This window comes from Vibrio sp. 10N.286.49.E11 (genome assembly GCF_041469505.1).
GTDB classification, from domain to species: domain Bacteria; phylum Pseudomonadota; class Gammaproteobacteria; order Enterobacterales; family Vibrionaceae; genus Vibrio; species Vibrio crassostreae_C.
Map to the genome: position 1 here is coordinate 1 of NZ_JBFRKQ010000075.1, position 21,433 is coordinate 21,433.

The 21,433-nt window shown below is 44.1% G+C and carries 19 protein-coding genes, 1 pseudogene and 1 riboswitch; of the genes and pseudogenes, 16 read left to right on the forward strand and 4 right to left on the reverse strand.

The window, feature by feature from the left end:
* A complete protein-coding gene (locus tag AB4167_RS17725) occupies window positions 1–927 on the forward strand; it encodes a bile acid:sodium symporter family protein (protein ID WP_372136851.1) in 927 nt (308 codons plus the stop codon).
* Between the two features lie 71 nt (window positions 928–998).
* On the opposite strand, the gene AB4167_RS17730 is transcribed toward AB4167_RS17725, so the two are convergent.
* On the reverse strand, window positions 999–1,619 hold the full coding sequence (locus AB4167_RS17730) for a heme-binding beta-barrel domain-containing protein (protein ID WP_372136852.1): 621 nt from the start codon (window positions 1,617–1,619) through the stop codon (window positions 999–1,001).
* A 399-nt stretch (window positions 1,620–2,018) separates the two neighbouring features.
* Between AB4167_RS17730 and AB4167_RS17735 the strand changes: the two genes are divergently transcribed.
* Window positions 2,019–2,438: a VOC family protein gene (locus AB4167_RS17735; protein ID WP_017072063.1), complete on the forward strand. Its 420-nt coding sequence runs from the start codon at window positions 2,019–2,021 to the stop codon at window positions 2,436–2,438.
* A gap of 158 nt (window positions 2,439–2,596) precedes the next feature.
* Here AB4167_RS17735 and AB4167_RS17740 read toward each other — a convergent pair whose 3' ends face one another.
* Both AB4167_RS17740 and AB4167_RS17745 read right to left on the reverse strand, forming a co-directional pair.
* Window positions 2,597–3,496 (reverse strand): DMT family transporter, encoded by a 900-nt coding sequence (locus AB4167_RS17740; RefSeq protein ID WP_017068434.1) that lies wholly within the window; start codon window positions 3,494–3,496, stop codon window positions 2,597–2,599.
* A gap of 42 nt (window positions 3,497–3,538) precedes the next feature.
* Window positions 3,539–4,513: a LysR family transcriptional regulator gene (locus tag AB4167_RS17745; RefSeq protein ID WP_017068435.1), complete on the reverse strand. Its 975-nt coding sequence runs from the start codon at window positions 4,511–4,513 to the stop codon at window positions 3,539–3,541.
* Between the two features lie 100 nt (window positions 4,514–4,613).
* Here AB4167_RS17745 and AB4167_RS17750 point away from each other — a divergent pair, with 100 nt between their 5' ends.
* The 7 genes from AB4167_RS17750 to AB4167_RS17780 all read left to right on the forward strand — a co-directional run bounded on the left by AB4167_RS17750 (window position 4,614) and on the right by AB4167_RS17780 (window position 13,878).
* Entirely contained in the window at window positions 4,614–5,966 is a 1,353-nt protein-coding gene (locus AB4167_RS17750; protein ID WP_372136853.1) for an MATE family efflux transporter, read from the forward strand.
* Window positions 5,967–6,166: 200 nt separating this feature from the next.
* Window positions 6,167–6,412, forward strand: coding sequence for a hypothetical protein (locus AB4167_RS17755; protein ID WP_010430578.1), 246 nt, complete (start codon window positions 6,167–6,169; stop codon window positions 6,410–6,412).
* Window positions 6,413–6,731: 319 nt separating this feature from the next.
* Window positions 6,732–7,736 (forward strand): response regulator, encoded by a 1,005-nt coding sequence (locus AB4167_RS17760; RefSeq protein ID WP_029236531.1) that lies wholly within the window; start codon window positions 6,732–6,734, stop codon window positions 7,734–7,736.
* Window position 7,737: 1 nt separating this feature from the next.
* Window positions 7,738–8,178: a PAS domain-containing protein gene (locus AB4167_RS17765; protein ID WP_017062430.1), complete on the forward strand. Its 441-nt coding sequence runs from the start codon at window positions 7,738–7,740 to the stop codon at window positions 8,176–8,178.
* Window positions 8,179–8,956: 778 nt separating this feature from the next.
* The gene (locus AB4167_RS17770) at window positions 8,957–10,000 is read left to right on the forward strand and encodes a GMP reductase (RefSeq protein ID WP_372136854.1); all 1,044 of its coding nucleotides are present in this window, start codon (window positions 8,957–8,959) and stop codon (window positions 9,998–10,000) included.
* Window positions 10,001–10,329: 329 nt separating this feature from the next.
* Complete coding sequence (locus tag AB4167_RS17775; protein ID WP_372136855.1) at window positions 10,330–11,322, forward strand: AAA family ATPase; 993 nt, start codon at window positions 10,330–10,332, stop codon at window positions 11,320–11,322.
* A 6-nt stretch (window positions 11,323–11,328) separates the two neighbouring features.
* Window positions 11,329–13,878: a S8 family peptidase gene (locus tag AB4167_RS17780; RefSeq protein ID WP_372136856.1), complete on the forward strand. Its 2,550-nt coding sequence runs from the start codon at window positions 11,329–11,331 to the stop codon at window positions 13,876–13,878.
* A 131-nt stretch (window positions 13,879–14,009) separates the two neighbouring features.
* On the opposite strand, the gene AB4167_RS17785 is transcribed toward AB4167_RS17780, so the two are convergent.
* Entirely contained in the window at window positions 14,010–14,684 is a 675-nt protein-coding gene (locus AB4167_RS17785) for a glutathione S-transferase family protein (protein ID WP_372136857.1), read from the reverse strand.
* A gap of 497 nt (window positions 14,685–15,181) precedes the next feature.
* Between AB4167_RS17785 and AB4167_RS17790 the strand changes: the two genes are divergently transcribed.
* From AB4167_RS17790 to AB4167_RS17820, 7 genes and pseudogenes are all read left to right on the forward strand, one after another.
* Complete coding sequence (locus AB4167_RS17790; RefSeq protein WP_017061919.1) at window positions 15,182–16,279, forward strand: YdcF family protein; 1,098 nt, start codon at window positions 15,182–15,184, stop codon at window positions 16,277–16,279.
* A gap of 107 nt (window positions 16,280–16,386) precedes the next feature.
* The gene (locus tag AB4167_RS17795) at window positions 16,387–16,638 is read left to right on the forward strand and encodes a DUF2999 family protein (protein WP_004731647.1); all 252 of its coding nucleotides are present in this window, start codon (window positions 16,387–16,389) and stop codon (window positions 16,636–16,638) included.
* A 245-nt stretch (window positions 16,639–16,883) separates the two neighbouring features.
* Window positions 16,884–17,624 (forward strand): helix-turn-helix domain-containing protein, encoded by a 741-nt coding sequence (locus AB4167_RS17800; protein ID WP_372136858.1) that lies wholly within the window; start codon window positions 16,884–16,886, stop codon window positions 17,622–17,624.
* Between the two features lie 73 nt (window positions 17,625–17,697).
* Window positions 17,698–18,615, forward strand: a complete 918-nt coding sequence (locus AB4167_RS17805) for a DMT family transporter (protein WP_102394458.1) — start codon at window positions 17,698–17,700, stop codon at window positions 18,613–18,615.
* A 98-nt stretch (window positions 18,616–18,713) separates the two neighbouring features.
* Window positions 18,714–18,825, forward strand: a riboswitch (TPP riboswitch).
* A gap of 96 nt (window positions 18,826–18,921) precedes the next feature.
* Complete coding sequence (gene thiD / locus AB4167_RS17810; RefSeq protein ID WP_170964257.1) at window positions 18,922–19,815, forward strand: bifunctional hydroxymethylpyrimidine kinase/phosphomethylpyrimidine kinase; 894 nt, start codon at window positions 18,922–18,924, stop codon at window positions 19,813–19,815.
* Complete coding sequence (locus tag AB4167_RS17815) at window positions 19,805–20,569, forward strand: ABC transporter ATP-binding protein (protein WP_372127540.1); 765 nt, start codon at window positions 19,805–19,807, stop codon at window positions 20,567–20,569. The genes thiD and AB4167_RS17815 overlap by 11 nt, the downstream gene beginning before the upstream one ends.
* Window positions 20,570–20,642: 73 nt before the next feature.
* Window positions 20,643–21,377 (forward strand): annotated as a pseudogene (locus AB4167_RS17820) (ABC transporter permease); the annotation flags it as partial.
* Window positions 21,378–21,433 lie beyond the last annotated feature (56 nt).

Here is a 21,433-nt window from a genome sequence, read left to right on the forward strand (position 1 = left end):
ATACGTGGATTCCATATACCGGATTGGGGCAAATCGGGTGGGGTACTTCATCTCGATACGGTGACTGTTCTCGGCATCGCTTTGGTGTTTTTCTTACACGGTTTGGGTTTGTCTCCCAAAGCCATTCTTGAGGGGCTTTCGAATTGGAAGCTGCATGTTTTTGTACAAAGCGCGACATTCTTAGTTTACCCACTGCTTTGGGTGATATTCGGGCAAGGCTTTGTCGCTTATATGCCAGCAGCTCTGGCCTTTGGTTTCTGTTACCTCTTCGTATTACCGAGTACGATTTCGTCTTCGGTCGCGATGACGGTGATTGGAAAAGGAAACCTACCGGGTGCGATATTCAATGCATCACTTTCTAGTATTTTAGGCGTGTTCATTACGCCTCTACTGATCCAGCTCTTTATGGGGTTGGAAGGTGCAGAGCTAAACCTGATGGAATCGGTGATCTCTATATCTAAAATGCTGCTATTGCCAATGATTGTCGGCCAGTTGATGCGCCCGTTACTTTTTGAATGGACTCAGAAACACAAGTCAGTGGTCAATAAGTTAGATAAATACGTGATACTTCTGATCGTCTACAGTGCTTTCTGTGACTCTATTGAACACGGTATTTGGAGCGACTTTTCACCAATGCTGTTGTTGCTGTCAGCGGTGATTTGTTTAGTGGTATTGATGGTGATGGTACACGGCATTCAATGGAGTGCCCGAAAGGTTGGATTCAATCATCAAGATGAAGTCGCGGCAGTATTCTGTGGTACTAAGAAGACCTTAGCGGCAGGTATTCCTATGGCTAAGGTGATCTTTGCTCACAACCCTAATCTAGGGATGATATTACTACCAATCATGCTTTATCACCCGATTCAGATCTTTTACTGTGCAGTGCTAGCCAACCGTTACGCCAAGGTTGATACACAATCTAGTTAAACTTGTTTGTTGTTACAAGTACAACAGAAAAACGCCTTTCACTTCGCTGTGAAAGGCGTTTGTATTTGAATCTACTTCACTTTAATTAGAGTGCTTGAATCTGTATGAGCAAATGCGTTGTCGTAGATCTCTAAGCCTGTTGTTTGAGAGTACGTCAGCGTATCGTCTGAAATGCTAATGTTCATCGTGAAGCCCGTGGTGGTTGCGTTGTCCGTCATGTATTCGGACTCAGCGATGCCACGCTTAGACGCAACTAACGTCATTGTATCGCCAGCAGGGCCTTCTGCGGTGACACATGTGGTGCGTGGTACGCAGTAAGAGTTGTAGACGACCTGATTTTTTTGGTCGTAGATGAAGTAGCCACGTTGATCGTGGAACTTAGAGTCGTCGGCCTTTCTGAATACTTCTTGTTTGTAGTACAGAGCAACCAGATATTGATCGCTGGCATTGGTTGCATCTGCCGCAACCTCAAACGTCATTACTTCATAGAATGGTGAAACCGCGGGACCACCTGCACCCACTTCTGTGCCTTCTTGGCCTGGAGAAATATCAACGCCGCCAGTTTCGACTGATTTCCATGTGCCGACTAACTTTGCGAGTGGACCAAAATCCATACCATTGATTGTGTTGTGGTCGGCTACTGCTGGAGCCGAGATTACCGCTGCGATACCAAGTGCTAATAATTTTTTCACTTTAACTTCCTTTTTATTAATTATCTGACCCCAATAAAAATAAGGTTATTGTGAAACTAGTTTATTAACCCAGATCAGTGTTGTTGGCTAATATGAAATCGAATTGTAACTTGATGTATCGGTCAGTAAGGGGATATTAATGTGTGTATATATTGAGCAAGAAGCAGTTGTTGGGTCGTCTTATCTCAGTGATACACCATGGGTTTGCTAACTCTTGTGGTTGAGTTGAGTAACATTGGATTAGGTCGTCTAAACTTAAAGCTTGTATCGCTTCAAAATACGACAATTTGGGCTCTAAAAACGTTCTCGAAATAAATGCAAATTAGTGCTTTACCTCAACTTAACTTGAGGTATTAGGATATGCAACGTTGCTTACGAGAATACTTTAAGGAGAGAAGAATGATCCAACTTGAACATGTGAATTTAGTGGTAAAAGATATCCCAGAAATGCTGGCTTTCTATAAAGCGGCGTTCCCTCATTGGTATGTCCGTGATGAGGGAAAAGGGGAGTGGTCAGGTAAGCCACGTAACTGGCTGCATTTTGGCGACGAGTACCAATACATAGCAATAAGTGATCACGGTGAAGGTGAAAATAGAGATTTGGCTGGGCATTCTGTTGGCCTCGCGCACTTCGCTTATGTGACCAATAATATCGAAAGTGTCACTCAGCGCCTTGTTGATGCGGGCTTCCCAATTGCCAAACCCGGCGCCGAAGAACCTTATCGAAAAAACGTCTATTTTGTGGATCCGGCAGGTTTTGAAATCGAGTTTGTTGAGTATTTGAGTGATGATCCCAAGTTACGAAATGCCACAAGTTAATCACGTAATACGCCGCTTTATTAAAGTTGGTTAGCGGCATGAAAACACGTTAGAGAACATTTATAGAAAAGGGCATTGTGGAATAATCCGCAATGCCCTTTTTAGGTCTATGCAATAGCTGATTATTTAGCTGATGTTTAGCTCAGTTGTTGGGTTGTTTATTTAGCCTTAAAAGGCACCAACAGTTGTTTGCCAAACACATTAATCAGCGCGCCAGTCACAATCAGGCCACCGCCTAGATAAGTCCAAACCGATGGAATTTCATTAAAGATCCACACGCCTAACAGTGCCGAGAAGACAATCTGGACGTATGAGTAAGCCGAAGCTTTACCCGCCGCTTGAGTCTGCATCGCTTTGGTCAAACCGTATTGGCCTATCTGAGTGAAAATACCGACTAACACGAGCATCACGGTTAAGAATAGACTTGGCCATACAAAGTCGTTCCAAATAAGGACTGTCGATATTGGCAGAGCAACCAGTGGGAAGTAGAAGATGATGACAGAGCTGTCTTCCGTTTGGCTAAGTTTTCTCACAATCACATAAGCAATTGAGCTACCAAATGCGCCACATAACGCCACCATAATGCTAAATAGCGGTAACTCGCTGCTCGCGCCACTGTTCATACTTGGTTGTACCATCACTAATAGCCCAGCTAGGCAGAACGCAATGCAGATCATGGTCGATTTTTGGACGCGTTCTTTCAGAAATAACACGCCAAGTAGGGCGGTAAATACAGGATGAACGTATTGTAGAATGGTCGCTTCGGCTAATGGCAAAGTGGTCACAGCGTAGTAAACACACATCAAGGCTGCTGTACCAACTGCGCCTCGAACAAACAACAAAGGTTTGTTATTTCCCCAGATCGAAATGCCTTTTCGCTTAACGTCGATATAACTGATGATCAAAGACACCAAAGCCCTTGCTGCAACAATTTCGAATACAGGAATGCCATAATTGCTGATGTATTTCACACAAGCTGACATCAGTGCGAATCCAAAAGCGGAGAGGATCATGAATCGAACCCCAACAGGGATTTGTGAAAAAGAGAAAGAAGACATAAAAATATCAATCGGTTGAGGGAACAGGAATCATAACTTAGTTTAGAAGAGCCGACCAAAGTCTTTGTCCTGTTCTATTACACCAAACCATTGATATTGCTGTGCGAGTACTTTCAGCAACTCGATCTCTTTTGTTGTCTCTTCTCTAAGCCATTCAATAAGGTCGTTGATGATAGGCGTGTGACTACGCTGGTGCATGAAGTAAGTCCAAGCACTGTGTTGGATTTTTGCATTTCTAGGGCAGTACAAGAAGCCTCGTTGGAGATCTTGTTGAACTAACAACAGATCCGTGACCGTAACCCCTTCACCGGATAGACAGGCACTGAGCGCCATATCTAAAGACAAGAAGCTGGTATTTCTGACAGGTTTCTTTGGTGGGAATTCAACATCGGCCAGCCACACTTTCCAGTCGTGATGATCTAAGGTTGGATGCAGCCTTGGCAAGGTTAAGATTGAATCAAGGTCGGTGTCTTTGGTGGTTAAACTAGTAGAGCAAACCGGCGCCATGAACTCTTCACGCAAGAAGGTAATGTCAGGTGCCTTGTCATAGCGTTTTTTGAAACGCGTGTGGAAGATCAGTAGATCATACTCACTACTATTAATCGATTCGTCTTCCTCAATCACAGGAACAATGACTATCTCATGATCTTGATAACGCTCGTTTAATTCCCGAACTTTGGAGATCAATACTCGCGTCGCGAAACTCAGAGTCGCTTTGATCACGATACGCTTCTGCTTGGGCTCACTCCAAGAGGCGATAACAGCTTCGATATTACCGTAGCTTTCTCGCAAAGCGACATACAAATCATGACCTTGTACCGTTAATTCTATGGCTCGATGCTTACGAATAACCAGTGATGCGTTTAACTCATCTTCAAGCTGTTTGATCTGTCGGCTGATCGCACTTTGTGTCACATGCAGCTCTTCGGCAGCCAGAGTAAAGCTCATCAGCCTTGCGGCAGCTTCAAAGGCTTTTAAGCCATTATGTGATGATGGCAAGCTAGGATATGGGGTCATAATTCGTTCGCATGAGTTTATGGAATGTTAGAGTCGCAAATTTATCAATTGAACGCTAGCCTCATCGATCGTATTTTGGGCGAAATTACCTGAGGCGCTCATGAAAAAAATACTCACTCTTGCATTCCCTTTGATCATTTCACAGCTGATCTCTATGGCTTTAGTCCTTACTGATGTTTGGATGATGTCGCGTATCAGTGTGTCAGCCCTTGCGGCTGGTGGCTTAGGTGCCTCAATCTACTTTTTCATCTTCATTATTGCGAGCAGCACCGTGGGTTGTGTCGCGAATTTGATTGCGATCGCTTATGGTCAGCGAGTAGCTCGCCCTGAGTTTGGTAATACTCAAATTAGATTGGCGGTGAAAGGCGCAACCATGTTGGCATTCGTGCTCAGCGTGACCTTAATGGCCAGCTTCTGGTTTGCTCCGTTGGTATTAGAAGCAGCCAAACAGCCACCAGAAGTGATCACTTTAGCCATGGAATATGTCCATGCTTTGAAGTGGGTAATGTTGCCTTCGCTTATCTTGTTGGTACTTCGTGGCTTAACCAGTGCGTTTGGCAACGTGCGCTCCATTCTTGTGATGTCGATTATCACCGTAATTCTGAATGTGCCAGTGAGCTACTTTCTCACCTTCCAATTAGACATGGGCTTAACAGGTTTAGGGCTTGGTACGGCTATCGCGGCATTTATCGTGATGGTTGGATATACGGTTTGGGTATTTAAGCGTGACGAGTTTAAGCAGTTCACCCCTTGGCTAAATACAGAAGAGTATTCAATCAAGTTGATGAGCCCATTGTTGTTGATGGGTCTACCTATCGGCTTGGCTGCTTTACTTGAGCATGGCTTGATTTACGGTGGCACCTTGATGGCGGGCACGATCAGTATTGCTTCGTTAGCCTTGCACCAAATCTTGCTGCAATGTTTAAGCTTTACTTGGAACTTCAATTTTGGTTTCTCACAAGCTGCGGCGATTTTGGTTGGCCGTGATTTCGGTGCGGGTAACTACGAAGGAATAAAAAGAACCTCGATTCAAAGCTTCATATTGGTGTCGGTGTTGAGTGTGGCGTTGTCGGCCGTGTTCATTATATGGCCTGAGATGATCGCTTCTATCTTCAAGTTAGACGATGGCACGGGTGCTATGACTTCACTGCTGGCTTCTGTGATTTGGGTCGTTGCTTTGTGCTTTATTGTTGATGCTTGGCAACTACTGGCGATTAACCTGCTAAGAGGCATGAAGATTGTCTCTATGCCAACCGTGATGACTGCCATCGGTTACTGGGTATTTGGCTTGCCTGCGGCTTGGTATTTGATGCCTAAGTTCGAATTGGCAGGGATTTGGGGCGGAATCGGTGTTGGCTTAGGCGTGACAGGTATTCTGCTGCTTATCCAATTGATGCGTGTCATTCAAAAGAACAACCAATCTCCAGATTTGTCGAATCATGCTTATACGTGATTTGCTTGTGATGCTCGCCTTTACCATGGAACCTTGAACGATAAACGTTGTATTGCTGACCGAGAACTATCAATTACCAACAATGACCTATAAGCCCTGAATTGCGTACTTCGTAATTTAGACCTTGGTCTTACAGAAACCGAGCTAAAAGGTGACTAGAATGATTTGAGTTGCTCACCGTTTTATCAAGGAATACACAAATGGAAGTTGGATTGTTCTGGGCTGAAAAAGGAATGTTAGTGCTTGGCGCACTGTTTGTTTTGACGAGCATGATGCAGTACGGAAGACGCAGTAGCGATTGGAAAGGCGTGATTACGATGTTCTACAAGCGTATCCCAATGAACATCGCCGAATACAAATGGTATCGCCTGGGGATCGCGTTGTTGGTATTTGCTGTGATCATACGTTTCGCATTACTGATTTTATGGCCTTCATATCAGTTCTAGTTCTCTTGCATTAGCTTTGTTGGATAGCTCTCTATCATGGCTACATAAAGCCGTTCAATGAATGAGTCAGTCGAGCCTTAATAAACCCGCTTGTTAAGGCTGCTGTTAAATATAATAGTGCTATTACTCAACAGCAAGGATTGGCTATTACCTTTGTAGCATATTGTTTTTCATGAAGAATAATGCGAAATAATAGCTTACCCACCTGTTTCATCATTCTTACTAATAATCTGCACATAAATCCATTCACCCCGTACCTGATACCATAATGTTCTGTTACACTCGGTCGAATTAGCTTTAATTTGTCAGTGGTGCATTTATGTCGTTCCCAGTTCTTATATGTGATGATTCTGCGTTAGCAAGGAAGCAGATGGCTCGGTCACTGCCTAGTTCTCTAAATGCAGATATAACTTTTGCTGTTCATGGGCTTAATGCACTTGAAGAGCTCGCTAAAAACCAATTCAAATTGATGTTCCTCGACCTAACCATGCCGGAATTAGACGGCTATGGCACATTGGAAGAGATGCAACGTTTAGGCGATACCACGCCAGTTGTCGTTGTTTCTGGTGACATACAACCAAAAGCACAACAGAAGGTGCTGGATCTTGGCGCCAAAGCATTTTTGCAAAAGCCGATCGATAAAGAAGCGCTAAAAGCCATTTTACGTGAGCATGTCGAGCCGCCAAAACAACCTCAAATCATTACCCCAACCGCTTTAGAACTGCCAATACTTCGCAGACGCGATATCTATATGGAAGTCGCGAACGTAGCGATAGGCCGTGCCGCTGATGCACTGGCTCGTCACTTTAATGTGTTTGTTCACCTACCGCTGCCGAACGTTAACATCTTCGAAGTGAGTGAATTGCACATGGCACTTCGTGACCTAGCGGATAACGACCAAGTGTCGGGTGTTTGCCAAGGCTTTAGTGGAGAAGGCATTGCAGGTGAAGCGCTAGTTTTGTTGAGTGATTCCAGTGTGAGCGATCTTAAGAAGCTCATGAAGGTGCCAACAGAAAGCGAGCAGCTAGAAGAATTAGAGTTGTTGATGGATGTATCGAACATCTTAGTCGGCTCTTTCTTGAATGGGTTAGGGGAGCAATCAGAAGTTCGTTTCTTCCAGAGCTCTCCTGTGCTGCTAGGTCAACACATCTCGATTGATTCGGTGATTGAAAATACCAGCGGCTCATTTAAAAAGACCATGACGTTCGAAGTCAGCTACAACATCGACGGCACGTCCATCCGTTGTGACCTTCTATTTATGTTTGTTGATGAGTCTCTGCCTCTTCTAGATAACAAATTGGCCTACCTAATGGAGGAGTTTTAATATGTTGAATCTTCCTGCTGAATTTGAACAGTTCCACTGGATGGTCGACATGGTTCAAAACGTCGATATGGGGCTGGTGGTTATTAACCGTGATTTTCAGGTACAAGTCTGGAATGGTTTCATGACGCACCATAGTGGTAAGCAATCGCATGATGCGATCGGTAAGTCGATCTTTGAGTTATTCCCTGAAATTCCTGAAGAGTGGTTTAGGCTGAAAACCAAGCCAGTCTACGATCTAGGCTGCCGTAGCTTCATTACATGGCAACAAAGGCCTTATCTGTTTAAGTGCCGCAACGTGAGGCCAGTAACTCAGCAAGCCGACTTTATGTATCAGAACGTCACGCTTAACCCGATGCGTTCTCCAACGGGGCAAGTGACATCCTTGTTCTTGTCGATTCAAGATGCGACTGCTGAAGCTCTGATGTCTCAGAAAAAGGCTTGACGTACCTTAAGGTGAAAATTGAATCGCCTTATAAGAGCACTCTGAAAACCAAATAAAAATGGCCAAGGTTAATCCCCTTGGCCATTTTTGTATCTGATCCTGTAGTAATGAGTTCGAACTAAAGAAAGGCGTTCCGTGTTCGTTAACTTTAGTCGAGTTGTTGTTAGGCTCTATCAACAGCGGCTTGTATCCGCTGGGTTCTCATAAATAAGCGCATCTAACCTGCCATATTTTGTGGACTTTACCCCGCTCATCCAAGTTTCGAACGTGCTAACCGATCTTGCCTTTGTACTTTATAAATTTCAGGGCTAATGAAAGAGAGCTGAGATCGGCACTCGAAGCGAAAAAAGTCAGAAAAAAATGAAATTATTTAAGAAAAAACGCATTTTTTGATTCAAGAAAAGTGTGATTTTTATGTGATTAAAGGGCACTTTTTTCACAAATTTGCCTTATCGAAGATTTTTTCGCCGAATTTGCAAGGGAAACGTTTGCGCAATAAACCGACAGCGTTTGCGTGAATATGTTGTTAAGTTATTAATTAATATGAATTTAGTAGGAAATGACGGGCGGGAAGCTTTTACCAGATATGGAATCTTCGAGAGGATAGCACAAAAAAAAATGAAATATCAGACTTGCTGTTAGTAAATCACAGCCTATAATGCTGAAAACCGGAGCGTCTGCCAACGCTCCGGTTTTTTTGTGTCCGAAACTCAGTAAAGCGTCTGCCAACGCTTACCGAAAACGCACGACACGTAATATGATTACAGGACAAATTATCATGCGTATCGAACAAGAACTTAAGTTAGGTTTCAAAGATGTACTCTTCCGTCCGAAGCGTTCTACCCTTAAAAGCCGTTCTCAAGTTGAATTAACCCGCGATTTTACATTCAAGCATAGCGGTCGTCAATGGTCTGGTACTCCAGTAATTGCAGCGAACATGGATTCGGTAGCAAGCTTTGAAATGGCAGCGGCTCTAGCAGAGCACGGTGTTATGACTGCAGTACACAAGCACTACACAGTAGAGCAGTGGGCTGAGTTCGCAAAAACAGCAGACAAGAAAACGCTGAACAACGTATTTGTTTCAACAGGTACTTCTGAAGCTGAGTTTGAGAAAACTAAGCAAATCATGGCGCTTAGCGACGAATTCGTATTTATCTGTATTGATATCGCTAACGGCTACTCAGAGCACCTAGTTGAGTATGTACAAAAAGTACGTACTGAATTCCCGACTAAAGTTATCTCTGCTGGTAACGTTGTAACGGGTGACATGGTTGAAGAGCTAATCCTAGCTGGCGCAGACATCGTTAAGGTTGGTATCGGCCCTGGTTCTGTTTGTACTACACGTGTTAAAACAGGCGTAGGTTACCCTCAACTTTCTGCAATCATCGAGTGTGGCGACGCAGCACACGGCCTTGGCGGCATGATCATCGGTGACGGTGGCTGTTCATGTGCGGGTGACGTATCTAAAGCGTTCGGCGGCGGTGCTGACTTCGTAATGCTAGGCGGCATGCTAGCAGGTCACTCTGAGTCAGGCGGCGAAGTTGTAGAGCAAGACGGTAAGCAATTCATGAAGTTCTATGGAATGTCGTCACAGTCGGCTATGGACAAGCACTCAGGTGGTGTTGCTAAGTACCGTGCTGCGGAAGGTAAAACTGTTTTACTTCCGTTCCGTGGTTCAGTTCACAACACAATTTCGGACATCCTTGGTGGTGTACGTTCAACTTGTACATACGTAGGCGCAGCAAAGCTTAAAGAGCTAACTAAGCGTACGACTTTCATTCGTGTACAAGAACAAGAAAACAACGTATTCGGTAAAGAGTAATCTGAACGGATTCGAATAGTTTGAAAATCAAGAGCCGCTTTTTAGCGGCTCTTTTTGTTTTGGGACTTGCAAACCATTATTGCCCCAAAGTTGCTTAGACCTTTTACTCATTCGCATCCTGTTCAAGAGTTTTTTCTCTACTAAAAATTACCCGTTCTTCTAATGCTGTTCGTTTTGAATACCCGTGTTGTATCACGAGGGTAAATTCGACACAAATCAACGGTTATAAGAAACGTTCCTTAGCGTTTCTCGACGAGAGTAATAGCGGTAATTCCTCAAGTAAGTTATTATAATTAAGTTATCAACACTCTAAAAAAGAACATATTCCCATGGCAAGCTCCACTCAAATCAAAGCTTTAATGCAATCGCACATAGATCAAGACGACGATAGATTTCTATCTGTCGCGCTTCAGGTTGCGGCTCATGAAGCAAGAAATGGCCATGGTAAACTTGCTCAAGAATTAAAAGTTCTTATTGAAAAAGCTAAGAAAAATACATCTAAAAACCTACCTGTATCAATAGCGAGTGGTGTAAAAGATTCAACTGGTTTACTTACAACTAGTTATCCCCAACTTCGATTCTCTGATCTTATTGTTACATCTGAAATCAAAGATAGACTGATGCGATTAGTTAAAGAACAAAAGCACCTAACAGTTTTGAAGAATCATGGCTTGTCTCCAAGAAGGAAAATGTTGCTTGCAGGTATGCCAGGGACTGGAAAAACTTATACAGCCTCAATATTAGCTGGAGAGTTAGATTTCCCTCTTTTTGAAGTACGTTTGGATGCTGTGATAACAAAATATCTAGGTGAATCATCAGCTAAGTTACGACAGATTTTTGATACTATAAGAGAAGTACGTGGAGTATATTTCTTCGACGAATTTGATGCATTAGGCACTACTAGAAGCTCTAATAATGACGTGGGGGAAGCTCGTCGTATACTCAACAGCTTTCTTCAAATGATTGAGCAAGACGATTCTAATAGCGTTATTATCTGTGCAACAAACCACATTGAATCTTTAGACTATGCGCTGTTTAGGCGCTTCGATGACGTAATTCGATACGAACTACCTACGGATGATGAAATAATCCAGTTGTTCAAATCGCGTCTTCTTAACTACGTAGCGAAAAACTTCTCTTGGAAAAAGCTACCAGAAATTTCTCAAGGCTTGAGTAATGCTGAGATTACTCTAGCGTCGAACGACGCAATAAAAGAAATGCTAATTCATGATTTAGACTCGATTACAATATCTATGCTCACAAGAGCAATCCAAGATAGACAAAACATAAACCGGCACCTATTAGGCAAACAGGGATTTTAACGCTAAATGGCAACAAACACTTATAATAAGCCTCATTTTTTCTTACCTTCGTCAGCAATTGCTCATAACTTTACTTCACCTAGGACTGGTGGCGGTGGTGCATCAACCGTTCCTCAACTCGATAGAGCTAGACAGTCTCAGAAACTTCGCGGTGACTTAGCAAGCGTAGCAAGTCGTCTCGATAGTCTAAAAGAAACCACATCTGATATCAGTTTAGATACAGGTATTGGTATACAAGTTGAATTCGTCAGCCATCCCGATGTAGACATGGCCGTGACTAGTCTAGCAAACGCTCCACAAGGTATTGAGCTTCACAACGTCAAAACTATTCAAGATGAAGGGCAAAAAACATTAGTTGCTACAGCTTACGTCCCAGATGGCAAGCTAGATTTCTACGAAAAAAAGTTAGAGGCATATGTAAACCGAAAAACAAATCGCAATGGTGCTCCGAATGATCATCAGAAGTTGATTGACTCAATAATGTCTATTAGCCCAATAACTTTTTCTTCAATGTGGTCAGACGATTTAGAGCTACTACCAGAAGATAAAGAGCAGCAAGTTTGGTGGGAGTTTTGGATTTCAACTCCTAAAAAAGCTCGTGATACAGAACAAGTATATCGTTCTATCATCTCAGATTTTCGTAAGTTAGCCGCAAAAGCAAATTTGGAAGTATCGGAAGATACCTTAAGGTTCCCTGAACACACAATCATTCAACTAAAAGCTAGTCAGAGTCAGCTTGAAGAAAATCTAGCTTTATTGACTCGCGTATCTGAAATCCGTTTTCCTCAGGTAACGGCTGAGTTTTTTGATTCGATGAACAGTACAGAGCAGGTAGAATGGACAGAAGATGCCCTATCACGTTTAGAACAGCCTAGTGAACCTGGTGATTCTGATTCACCATACATTTGTATCATTGATACAGGTGTAAACGTACAACACCCGCTATTAGCCCCTTTTTCTACTGTAAGTGACCAACTCACTATCATGGAAGATAACGATCCAACAGATCAAAACGGTCATGGTACTAGTATGGCTGGTTTAGCTATGTGGGGAGATCTTACTAAAGTTCTTGAATCGACTGATAACCATGTGGTGCAGCATAGACTTGAATCTGTTAAAACGCTTAATCGAAATGGTGATAATGCAGGGAAATCACTTGGGTTAGTGACTTCAAATGCTATCTCCACTGTTGAGTTAAACAACTTCGAGAGATCCAGAACATTTTCTATGTCTTTGTCTTCAGGGAAAGGAACTAATCGTGGACGTCCCTCTTCTTGGTCAAGTGCTCTAGATTCACTTTCTGTAGACTACCTTGGCGAAGGACTTACCCCTCGATTATTCACGATCTGTGCAGGTAATGCCGCTATTGAATCTGTTATGGATTATCCGGATTATAACTATAGACAGGAAATTCATGACCCAGCTCAAGCGTGGAATGCCATTACTGTTGGCGCATATACTGAAAAGAACACACTGACAGAGTCGAGTGGGTACTCGCCATTAGCTGATAAGGGGGGCATATCTCCATATAGCACGACGTCATTAGAGTGGGACCGACGAAATTCACCTATCAAACCTGAGATCGTATTTGAAGGCGGTAATGTTGGTCGCGATGAGTTAGGTTGTGCTGGCCTTCAAGATCTTCAATTGCTGACAACATACAAAGACTTCACGCAAAGGCACTTCCAGTGTACAAATGCTACTAGTTCAGCGACAGCGCTGGCAGCAAGATTTTCCGCTCAGATACAATCTCAATATAAGAACTTATGGCCTGAAACAGTCAGAGCTTTGATGGTTCATTCTGCAGATTGGACTGATAAAATGTATTCTCTCATTGGGGCCACGAGAACAGACCGTTCGATTACTAAAGCAAACATGGCTAAGTTAATTCGAAAGGTAGGTTTTGGTGTTCCTAATCTGACTAGAGCATTAAACAGTGCAAGTAACTCATTATCTTTAGTCGTAGAGGATGAATTACAACCTTATGTTAAGCCGACAGGAGCGCAACCAAAAACTAAGGACATGCATTTGCATGATTTGCCTTGGCCTATTGAAGAACTTCAAAAAATTGGAGAGGCAGACGTTGAGCTAACAATTACTTTGTCCTATTTTATAGAGCCTAACCCAACAAGTAAGAATGTATTAAGCAAGTATAGTTATGCTAGCCATCAACTAAGGTTCGATGTTAAGCATCAAGATGAGTCAGATTCTGAATTTATGAGACGCATAAACGCAGCGGCTGACGGTGAGAGGCCTGATTCTCACAATGATTCGAATTGGATGCTAGGCGTCAGTCAGCGACACAGAGGCTCAATACACAAAGATATCTGGCGTGGTAGTGCCGCGGATTTGGCTGCTCGAGGGAAAATTGCAATCTATCCAGCCAGTGGTTGGTGGAAAACGAGGAACTCTCAACAGAGAACAGACTCAAAAGCTAGATACTCGTTATTAGTTTCACTTAATGTTCCAAATGTAGATGTTGATATTTACAGCGAAGTTGAACAAAGGATAGAGAGTACAATTGTGGCTCCAGTTCTCGTAGAGGCTAGTGTCTAGTTGATCTAAGAGCCACTTATTATGGAGTGGATAATTACGAATATTGAACTTTCGCATCAATCCGCAAAAAGTATCAACTTGTTATGTTTAATTCTAGCTATTACTCAGTAGAGCGTTAACTTTCAATTTTTCTACTTCGCATAATTCGAAGGAAACAGTGCTCGTTTCGCTTCTTCATCACGTTCGGTTTTAAACTCAATGCCTTTGCCGATTTCGCGAGCACGCAGTGCACCAGGGCGAGTGTTGATTGCGTTAAACCAACGCTTCAAGTTCGGGTAAGGTTCTAGGCCTTCTTCACCAAGCACGACTGGTGCTTTGTCAATCCAACCCCATGCAGCGACATCGACAATGGTGTACTCATTTCCTACGATAAATTCACGACCTTCCATATGCTTCTCTAACACTTCGTAGTGACGTTGTGCTTCACGTAGGTATCGGTTCACAGCGTAGTCTAAGCCTGCTGGTGCAGCATGGCGGAAGTGTACCGATTGGCCAGAGTATGGGCCAAGTCCGCTTGCGATAAACATCATCCAAGATAACAGTTCAGCTCTGTCTTCTGGCTGACCGGCTAGCTTGCCTGTTTTCTCAGATAGGTAGAGCAGGATAGCGTTAGAGTCGAATACACGTTGTCCTTCGTCTTCAATCGCAGGCGTTTTGCCATTTGGATTGATCAAACGATATTCCGGTGAATGCTGCTCACCCTTTAAGGTATCGACAGGAACAAGTTCAAAATCTAGGCCTGTCTCTTCCAAAAACAGAGCGATCTTCATTGGGTTTGGTGTTTGGTGAAAATAGAACTTAAGCATGGGGTAACTCCTTGTATTGGTCATTTATTAAAGCACCACTTGAACGATCGTTCAATGGTTGATTTTGAATTATTTGAAGATCTTCTGACTCGCATTCCAACTCTATGTGTTGAAGACCTCGTTATTTGAGCGAGGGGTAAAATCGCGCGATTCAGTGTGTTGGATTTTAAGTTGTTGAAAAAATGAGCTTAAAGTGATTTTTTTGATTCGTTGCTTTATGCGGAGTTCGGATTTGTGATGGGTGGTTTTTGGCGGGATAGGGCGTATGAAATCCGCAGTCAGATATTCCAACAAAAACGTTGAGCACTGGTTCAAACCAGAATTATCTGGATGCACAGGCTTATTGGTAAGTTCAAAATCGTGATCTGCTGCCACACCTTATGCAACAAATGAATATAAACGTTAGAGATTAAGGTGTGCTTCACGGTTTTTTAATCTTAGGGACTTACATTGGTGAGCAAATCTGATGTGAACACTTAACGACACAGGATCTTTTCATGAAAAAGAACATTATCGCCCTCGCTCTTGGTGGCATGCTGGCTTTTGGCGCAACACCTTATTCTTTTGCTGCTAACGACGGCGCAGTACAGGCTTCTGCGGATTACGCGCAGTTGGTGACTAAGCGACAAGTTGTCGACCAATTACTTCTTGATGCGTTGCAGGCGTTTAAGTCTCCGGCAAGAATTTCTCACGCGGGCTTTACGGCTAAAATGCCAAGCAACATGGAAATTGTGACTAACCGATTGTTAGAAGCTTACCAACTAGAACCTTACCGTACTGATTTGCTTATCTCGGCAGCGAACGCTCAGATCTACAACAAGAATGCAGAGCGCGCTATTGAGCTGTTTGAGCAAGCGCTGACGGTTGCACCAGACGATGTTGACCTTCATGCTTACCTTGCGGTTTGGCAGCGATTTGAAGGCAATGAAAGTGAATCCAATAAGCACATGGAGAAACTGGAAAGCCTGAACAAAGGTAAAGCAGAAGACATCAAACGCATTTTTGCTACGGTCGACCGCGTGTTAGAAACACCGTTGAAAGAGTCTGCGGATAAAGGCTTGCTTGATCATCATGGCGCGATTGTCACTTTGGGCTATGCGCTTAATCCAGACGGCTCTATGCATCAAATTTTGATTGAGCGTCTTGAGACAACATTGGCGATGGCTAAGGCGAACTCAGATGCGATGATCGTGTTAACGGGTGGCGTGCCCAAGAACCACAAGACTGAAGGTAAGTTAATGGCGGATTGGCTTATCGAGAAAGGGGTAAGCAAAGATCGCATCATCGAAGAGAATTACGCGACCAGCACGGTAGGCAATGCCTTATTCAGTAGCTACGCACTTGCTCGCCATGATATTAAGCACGCGACCATTATTAGCTCGGCAAGCCATGTTCGTCGTGGTCAAACTCTGTTTGAAATCGCTAGCTGGCAAACCGGCCCTCAGGGCATTACTTTTGATACGGTTTCTTACCCAGACAAGCCACTCGCAGATCTTAAGAAGGCGAGTGATGGTGAGCTACTAGGTATCTACCGAGATGCGCTTAGAACCTATGGTATGTGGAGCTACCGCTCTTACCCATTAGAGTCTCGCTAGGCTTAGGGTTACTTCACAGTAGGCAAAGTATAAGTTGCTAGTACAATCGAGCACAGCTAGATGGTATGCTGTGCTCCTACTTAATTTAGTGTTTCAAAGGCAAAAAAATGAACCCGATTTTAGCAATGTTGAAAGAGAACAATATTAGCGACGAGCAGATCAGCGAGCTATTCAAGACGTTGACCGAGAACCCTCTTGCAGCAATGGCGACGATCAGCCAACTTGGCTTACCACAAGATAAACTTCAAATGCTGATGGGCCAGGTAATGCAAAACCCTGCGCTAATCAAAGAAGCAGTTGAAGAGCTTGGCCTAGATTTTTCTAAGGTTGAAGCCGCTAAAGAGCAACTTCAAAAATAACCGAGTGTGATATAGCGATTGAGCTCATGAGCGATAGCTGGTTTGGCTAACTGTTCTTGGCAGCGCTAATTAGACTCTAGTAAAAAGCCGTTTGAGTATCAATACTTAAACGGCTTTTTTGATCCGACTTAGAAAGGCTAGAAAGAGATACGACAAAAATACTAGTCCGATGTGACTCCCTCGCTTAAATCATGTAATTTCTTTTTAACACTCATGTTTCAATAAACTGAATTCCGGCGTTGCTCATGAAATCTAGCCTAAGCATTCGATCTTACACCAAGCAATTTAATACTCATGCCCATGATGGCTACCATCAACTCGTGCTGCCTATTCAAGGGAGTATTAGTATTGAAATGGTGGGATATGTCGGCAAGGTGGCCGTGGGCGAATGCGTGGTGATTCCGGTAACCACAGCGCATGCGTTTAAGGCGGATGAAGCAGCGCGGTTTATTGTCGCAGATATGGCAGAGTTACCGCAGCACTTGTTAGAGCCTGAGCTCTCGGTGTTTACTATCACGCCACCCTTAATGAGCTTCTTGCTGTTTGTTGAAAAGCAGTTGGAATACCAAGTGGACAGTGGCATTGAATCATCCATCTTGGATGTGTTTTCACTGTTATTAGAGCAACAAAAAGTCAGCAAGAGCATCGACCCTCGTATTCGAGCGGTCCAAAGGCTCATTGCGGATAATTACGCCCAGCCTCTCTCTATTTCTCAGCTTGCAGAAACGGCTTGCTTGAGCCCCACTCAATTTAAGAAGCGCTTTAAAGAGTGCATTGGAATCAGTGCGCTTAAGTATATCACTCGCTATCGTATGGAGAAAGCTCAAGCCTTGCTTAGCCATACCGATTTACCCGTTCAATTGGTCGCAGAAAATGTGGGTTATAGTGACTTGTCTGCATTCAGTCGACGCTTCTCTCAGCACTTTGGCATGTCTCCAAGGGCGTTTTTGGGCTCGATGAAAGAGAGTCTTCCAAAACAAGAATAGCGTCCTTTTGGCAAGCTCAACTTAGTATATGTTCACTATTATCTATTTCAGAACTGAAAATTGGGTAATAGAAATGAATCTTGCCATCAATCGCGTTAACGAATTCCAAACGGGCACTTTAGCCATCTTGTTTGCTTCTATTTTATGGGGCACGACAGGCACCGCCGCAAGTTTTGCGCCTGATCTAAGCCCATTAGCGATTGGTGCTTTCTCTATGGGCGTCGGTGGCCTAATGCAAGCGGGATTGGCGTATCGAAAAATCCTATTCGCTTTCGACAAGCTTTTGCAGAACAAGAAGCTGTTGACGGTGAGCGCTTTGGCTTTAGCGATCTATCCTTTAGCTTTCTATTCTTCAATGAAATTATCTGGCGTGGCGATTGGTACAGTGGTTTCGATTGCTACCGCACCTTTCTTTTCTGCTCTGTTAGAGTGTCTTATTAGCAAAAAGAATAATATCAACAAACGTTGGCTCACTAGCTTTGCGATTGGTGTGGTGGGTATTGGGTTGTTGGTGTTTTCAGAATCTTCATCGACGAATGAATCCGGTGATGATCTCAAGCTGTTCGGTATTGCTTTAGGTTTGCTCGCTGGGTTGTGTTACGCCATTTATTCTTGGGCGACCAAAGCACTGATCGACAAAGGGATTAAGTCACAAGCGGCGATGGGCAGTATTTTTGGCCTGGGTGCGATGCTGTTGCTGCCAACGCTCTGGTTTACGGGGGAGAACCTGTTTTCCTCGCAGATTAACGTATTAGTCATCAGTTATCTGACGTTAATCCCACAATGCTTGGGCTATATCGCGTTCAGTTTTGGTTTACGCCACGTGACCGCGAGTAGCGCCAATTTGCTGACTCTGTTTGAACCAGTAGTTGCAGCGGTGCTTGCCGTCTGTGTTGTCGGTGAGCTGATTCCTTTTACAGGCTGGTTAGGTATGTCTCTGATTGTGTTGTGCTTGTTTATACAGTCGAAGCCATCTAAAGGAACGTTATAAGTATTTGTTTTGTTTTGCCTAATTGAAATTTTTTCATGTGTAATTCTTATAATTGAATAAAATCAGTATCTCAGTTGTGAGAGTGCTGTTACTATCGCTATCAATAGTCGGGGGGCATATACCTTATTTGGTGTTTGCTGAGATCGTTAATCGAGACCCGTTGAACCTGATTCAGTTAACACTGGCGTAGGGAACTATAAGCACTCGATCTGCGTCTGCACCCATGAAAACTTTCATGTGTTTATTGCGACTTCTCCTTCGATCGGTGTTCGTTCTCCTACGTCTTGTAAGATAGTAGGAGCGACAATGACACACAGTTCTAATTCAAAAGATTTAACGCTAAAAGCCTCAGTTTCGCAGCACTCTGCTGATGGTTCGATTCGAACAAACACTCCGATTGTATTGACGATCGCTGGTTCTGACAGTGGCGGCGGCGCAGGTATTCAAGCGGATATTAAAGCCATGTCTGCAACGGGTAGCTTCGCTTGTTCGGTGATTACTGCGATTACCTCTCAGAATACCCAAGGCGTATCAGCCATTTTTCCAATCCCACTTGAGCATGTTGCTAGCCAGTTAGATGCGGTGTTCACCGATCTGAATATCGTGGCGGTAAAAGTTGGTATGTTGGCGGATTCGCAAATCATCAAAGTCGTTGCAGACAAAATCAAACAATACCAACCAAAACACTTGGTAATTGACCCTGTAATGGTCGCGACAAGCGGCGACCTTCTTCTAGAAAACTCTGCTATCACTACGCTAAAACAAGAGCTGATTCCGCTCGCCGACATTATTACCCCTAACTTACCTGAAGGCGCGGCGTTAACAGGCAAGCCGGTACCTGAAAGCGAAGCCGAAATGCAGGACATGATTGAAGATCTGCGCGCTTTAGGTGCTAAAGCCGTTCTGCTAAAAGGTGGTCATCTAGAGAAAGATGAAAACAGCAATGACTTACTGATTCTACCAACTGCATCTGCTGTGATTAGCGCGAAGCGTTTTCCTACCAAAAACACTCATGGCACGGGCTGCACGCTCTCTTCTGCTATTGCTTCTTTCTTGGCTCAAGGCAACACGCTCCCAGAGGCTGTAGACCTGGGTAAACAATACATTTCACGCGCGATTGCCCATGCTGACGAGTTGAAAGTCGGTCAAGGTCATGGCCCAGTAAATCACTTTTTCGCTGGGCACGGTAATGTCCGTTAATACGGTTGGCGTTCAACTTAGCAATGCGACGTTGCGTTACCGAGATAGCGAGCACGCGACCCTGTCGGGGCTGTCACTTAACTTAAGCGCAGGTAAGTGGACAGTGCTACTTGGACGCAGTGGTTGTGGGAAAACGACGGTATTGTGTTATTTGGCAGGTTTGTTGGAAGACAAGGTGGAGTGGCAGGGTACATTGGCAACGTCTGATGAACTGCCTCTAACTGATCGTATCGCATACATGGCACAGCAAGATTTGTTACTGCCATGGCTATCGGTTATCGACAATGTATGCCTGAGCCATCGCTTCCAGAACACCACGAACAAGCATCAAAACGCAGAGCAAAGGAACCGAGCGTTCGAGTTACTCGCTTCAGTTGGTTTGGCCGATTACGCGGATACTACGCCGGATCAGTTGTCTGGTGGTATGCGTCAACGTGTCGCTTTGGCTCGAACTTTAATGCAAGACAAGCCAGTGGTGCTGATGGATGAGCCGTTCTCTGCGCTGGATGCGGTAACGAGACACAAACTACAGAGCTTAGCGTGTGAGCTGTTGAGAGATAAAACCGTTGTGTTGATCACCCATGACCCACAAGAAGCGGTGCGTTTGGCGGACAATTTGTATGTGTTGCAAGGCACACCTGCGAATGCTCAGTCTTTATCTGTGCCTCTCACATCAACACCACGAGTGCTCGATGGTGAGTGTGCCGAGTTGCAACAAGCGATCTTAGATCAGTTGGAGCGTGATTATGAATGATCTAACGCGAAGTGGAGCTGTAGCTCATTCAACTAACGGACAGGCTGCCACTACACGCCCTCGTCAGATGAATCCTGTTGTTCGTTTGCTTATCAGCAGTGCTGTGATTCTCGGTTTATGGCAGTTAGTTGTGGTTATCTTCGAGATGCCGAGCTTCATTCTGCCCACGCCAGCAGAAGTCTTTTTAAAGCTGATTGAACGTTACGATGTGTTACTCAAACACACATGGGTGACTGCGCAAGAGATCCTACTTGGCTTGTTACTCGGATTGTCTATGGGGCTATTTTTCGCTCTGCAGATGTTGATGTTTGATCCGTTAAAACGTTGGTTATTGCCTATCTTAATTGCCAGCCAAGCTATCCCTGTATTTGCGATCGCGCCAGTATTGATGCTGTGGCTTGGTTACGGCATCGCCTCAAAAGTGGTGATGGCGGCGATCATTATCTTCTTCCCAGTAACCACTTGTTGTTACGACGGCTTACGTAATACTCCGACAGGCTATCTCGATCTTGCCAAAACGATGGGCGCATCGAAATGGCAATTGCTGCGTTATATCCAACTGCCTGCTGCGCTGCCAACATTAGCGTCTGGCATTCGTGTGGCTGTGGTGATTGCGCCAATTGGAGCGGTTGTCGGCGAGTGGGTTGGTTCGAGTGAGGGGCTGGGTTACTTAATGCTGCAGGCCAACGCGCGCATGATCATTGATGAGATGTTTGCTGCCTTGTTCATCTTGGCGGTGCTGTCTATCTCGCTCTACTTCATCATAGACAAGTTACTCAAAAAAGCTATCCCTTGGGAGAACCAGTAATGGCTTGCTCAATAACACTTTGTTTAATAAGGCTTCGCTCAACGCTATTTATCTCA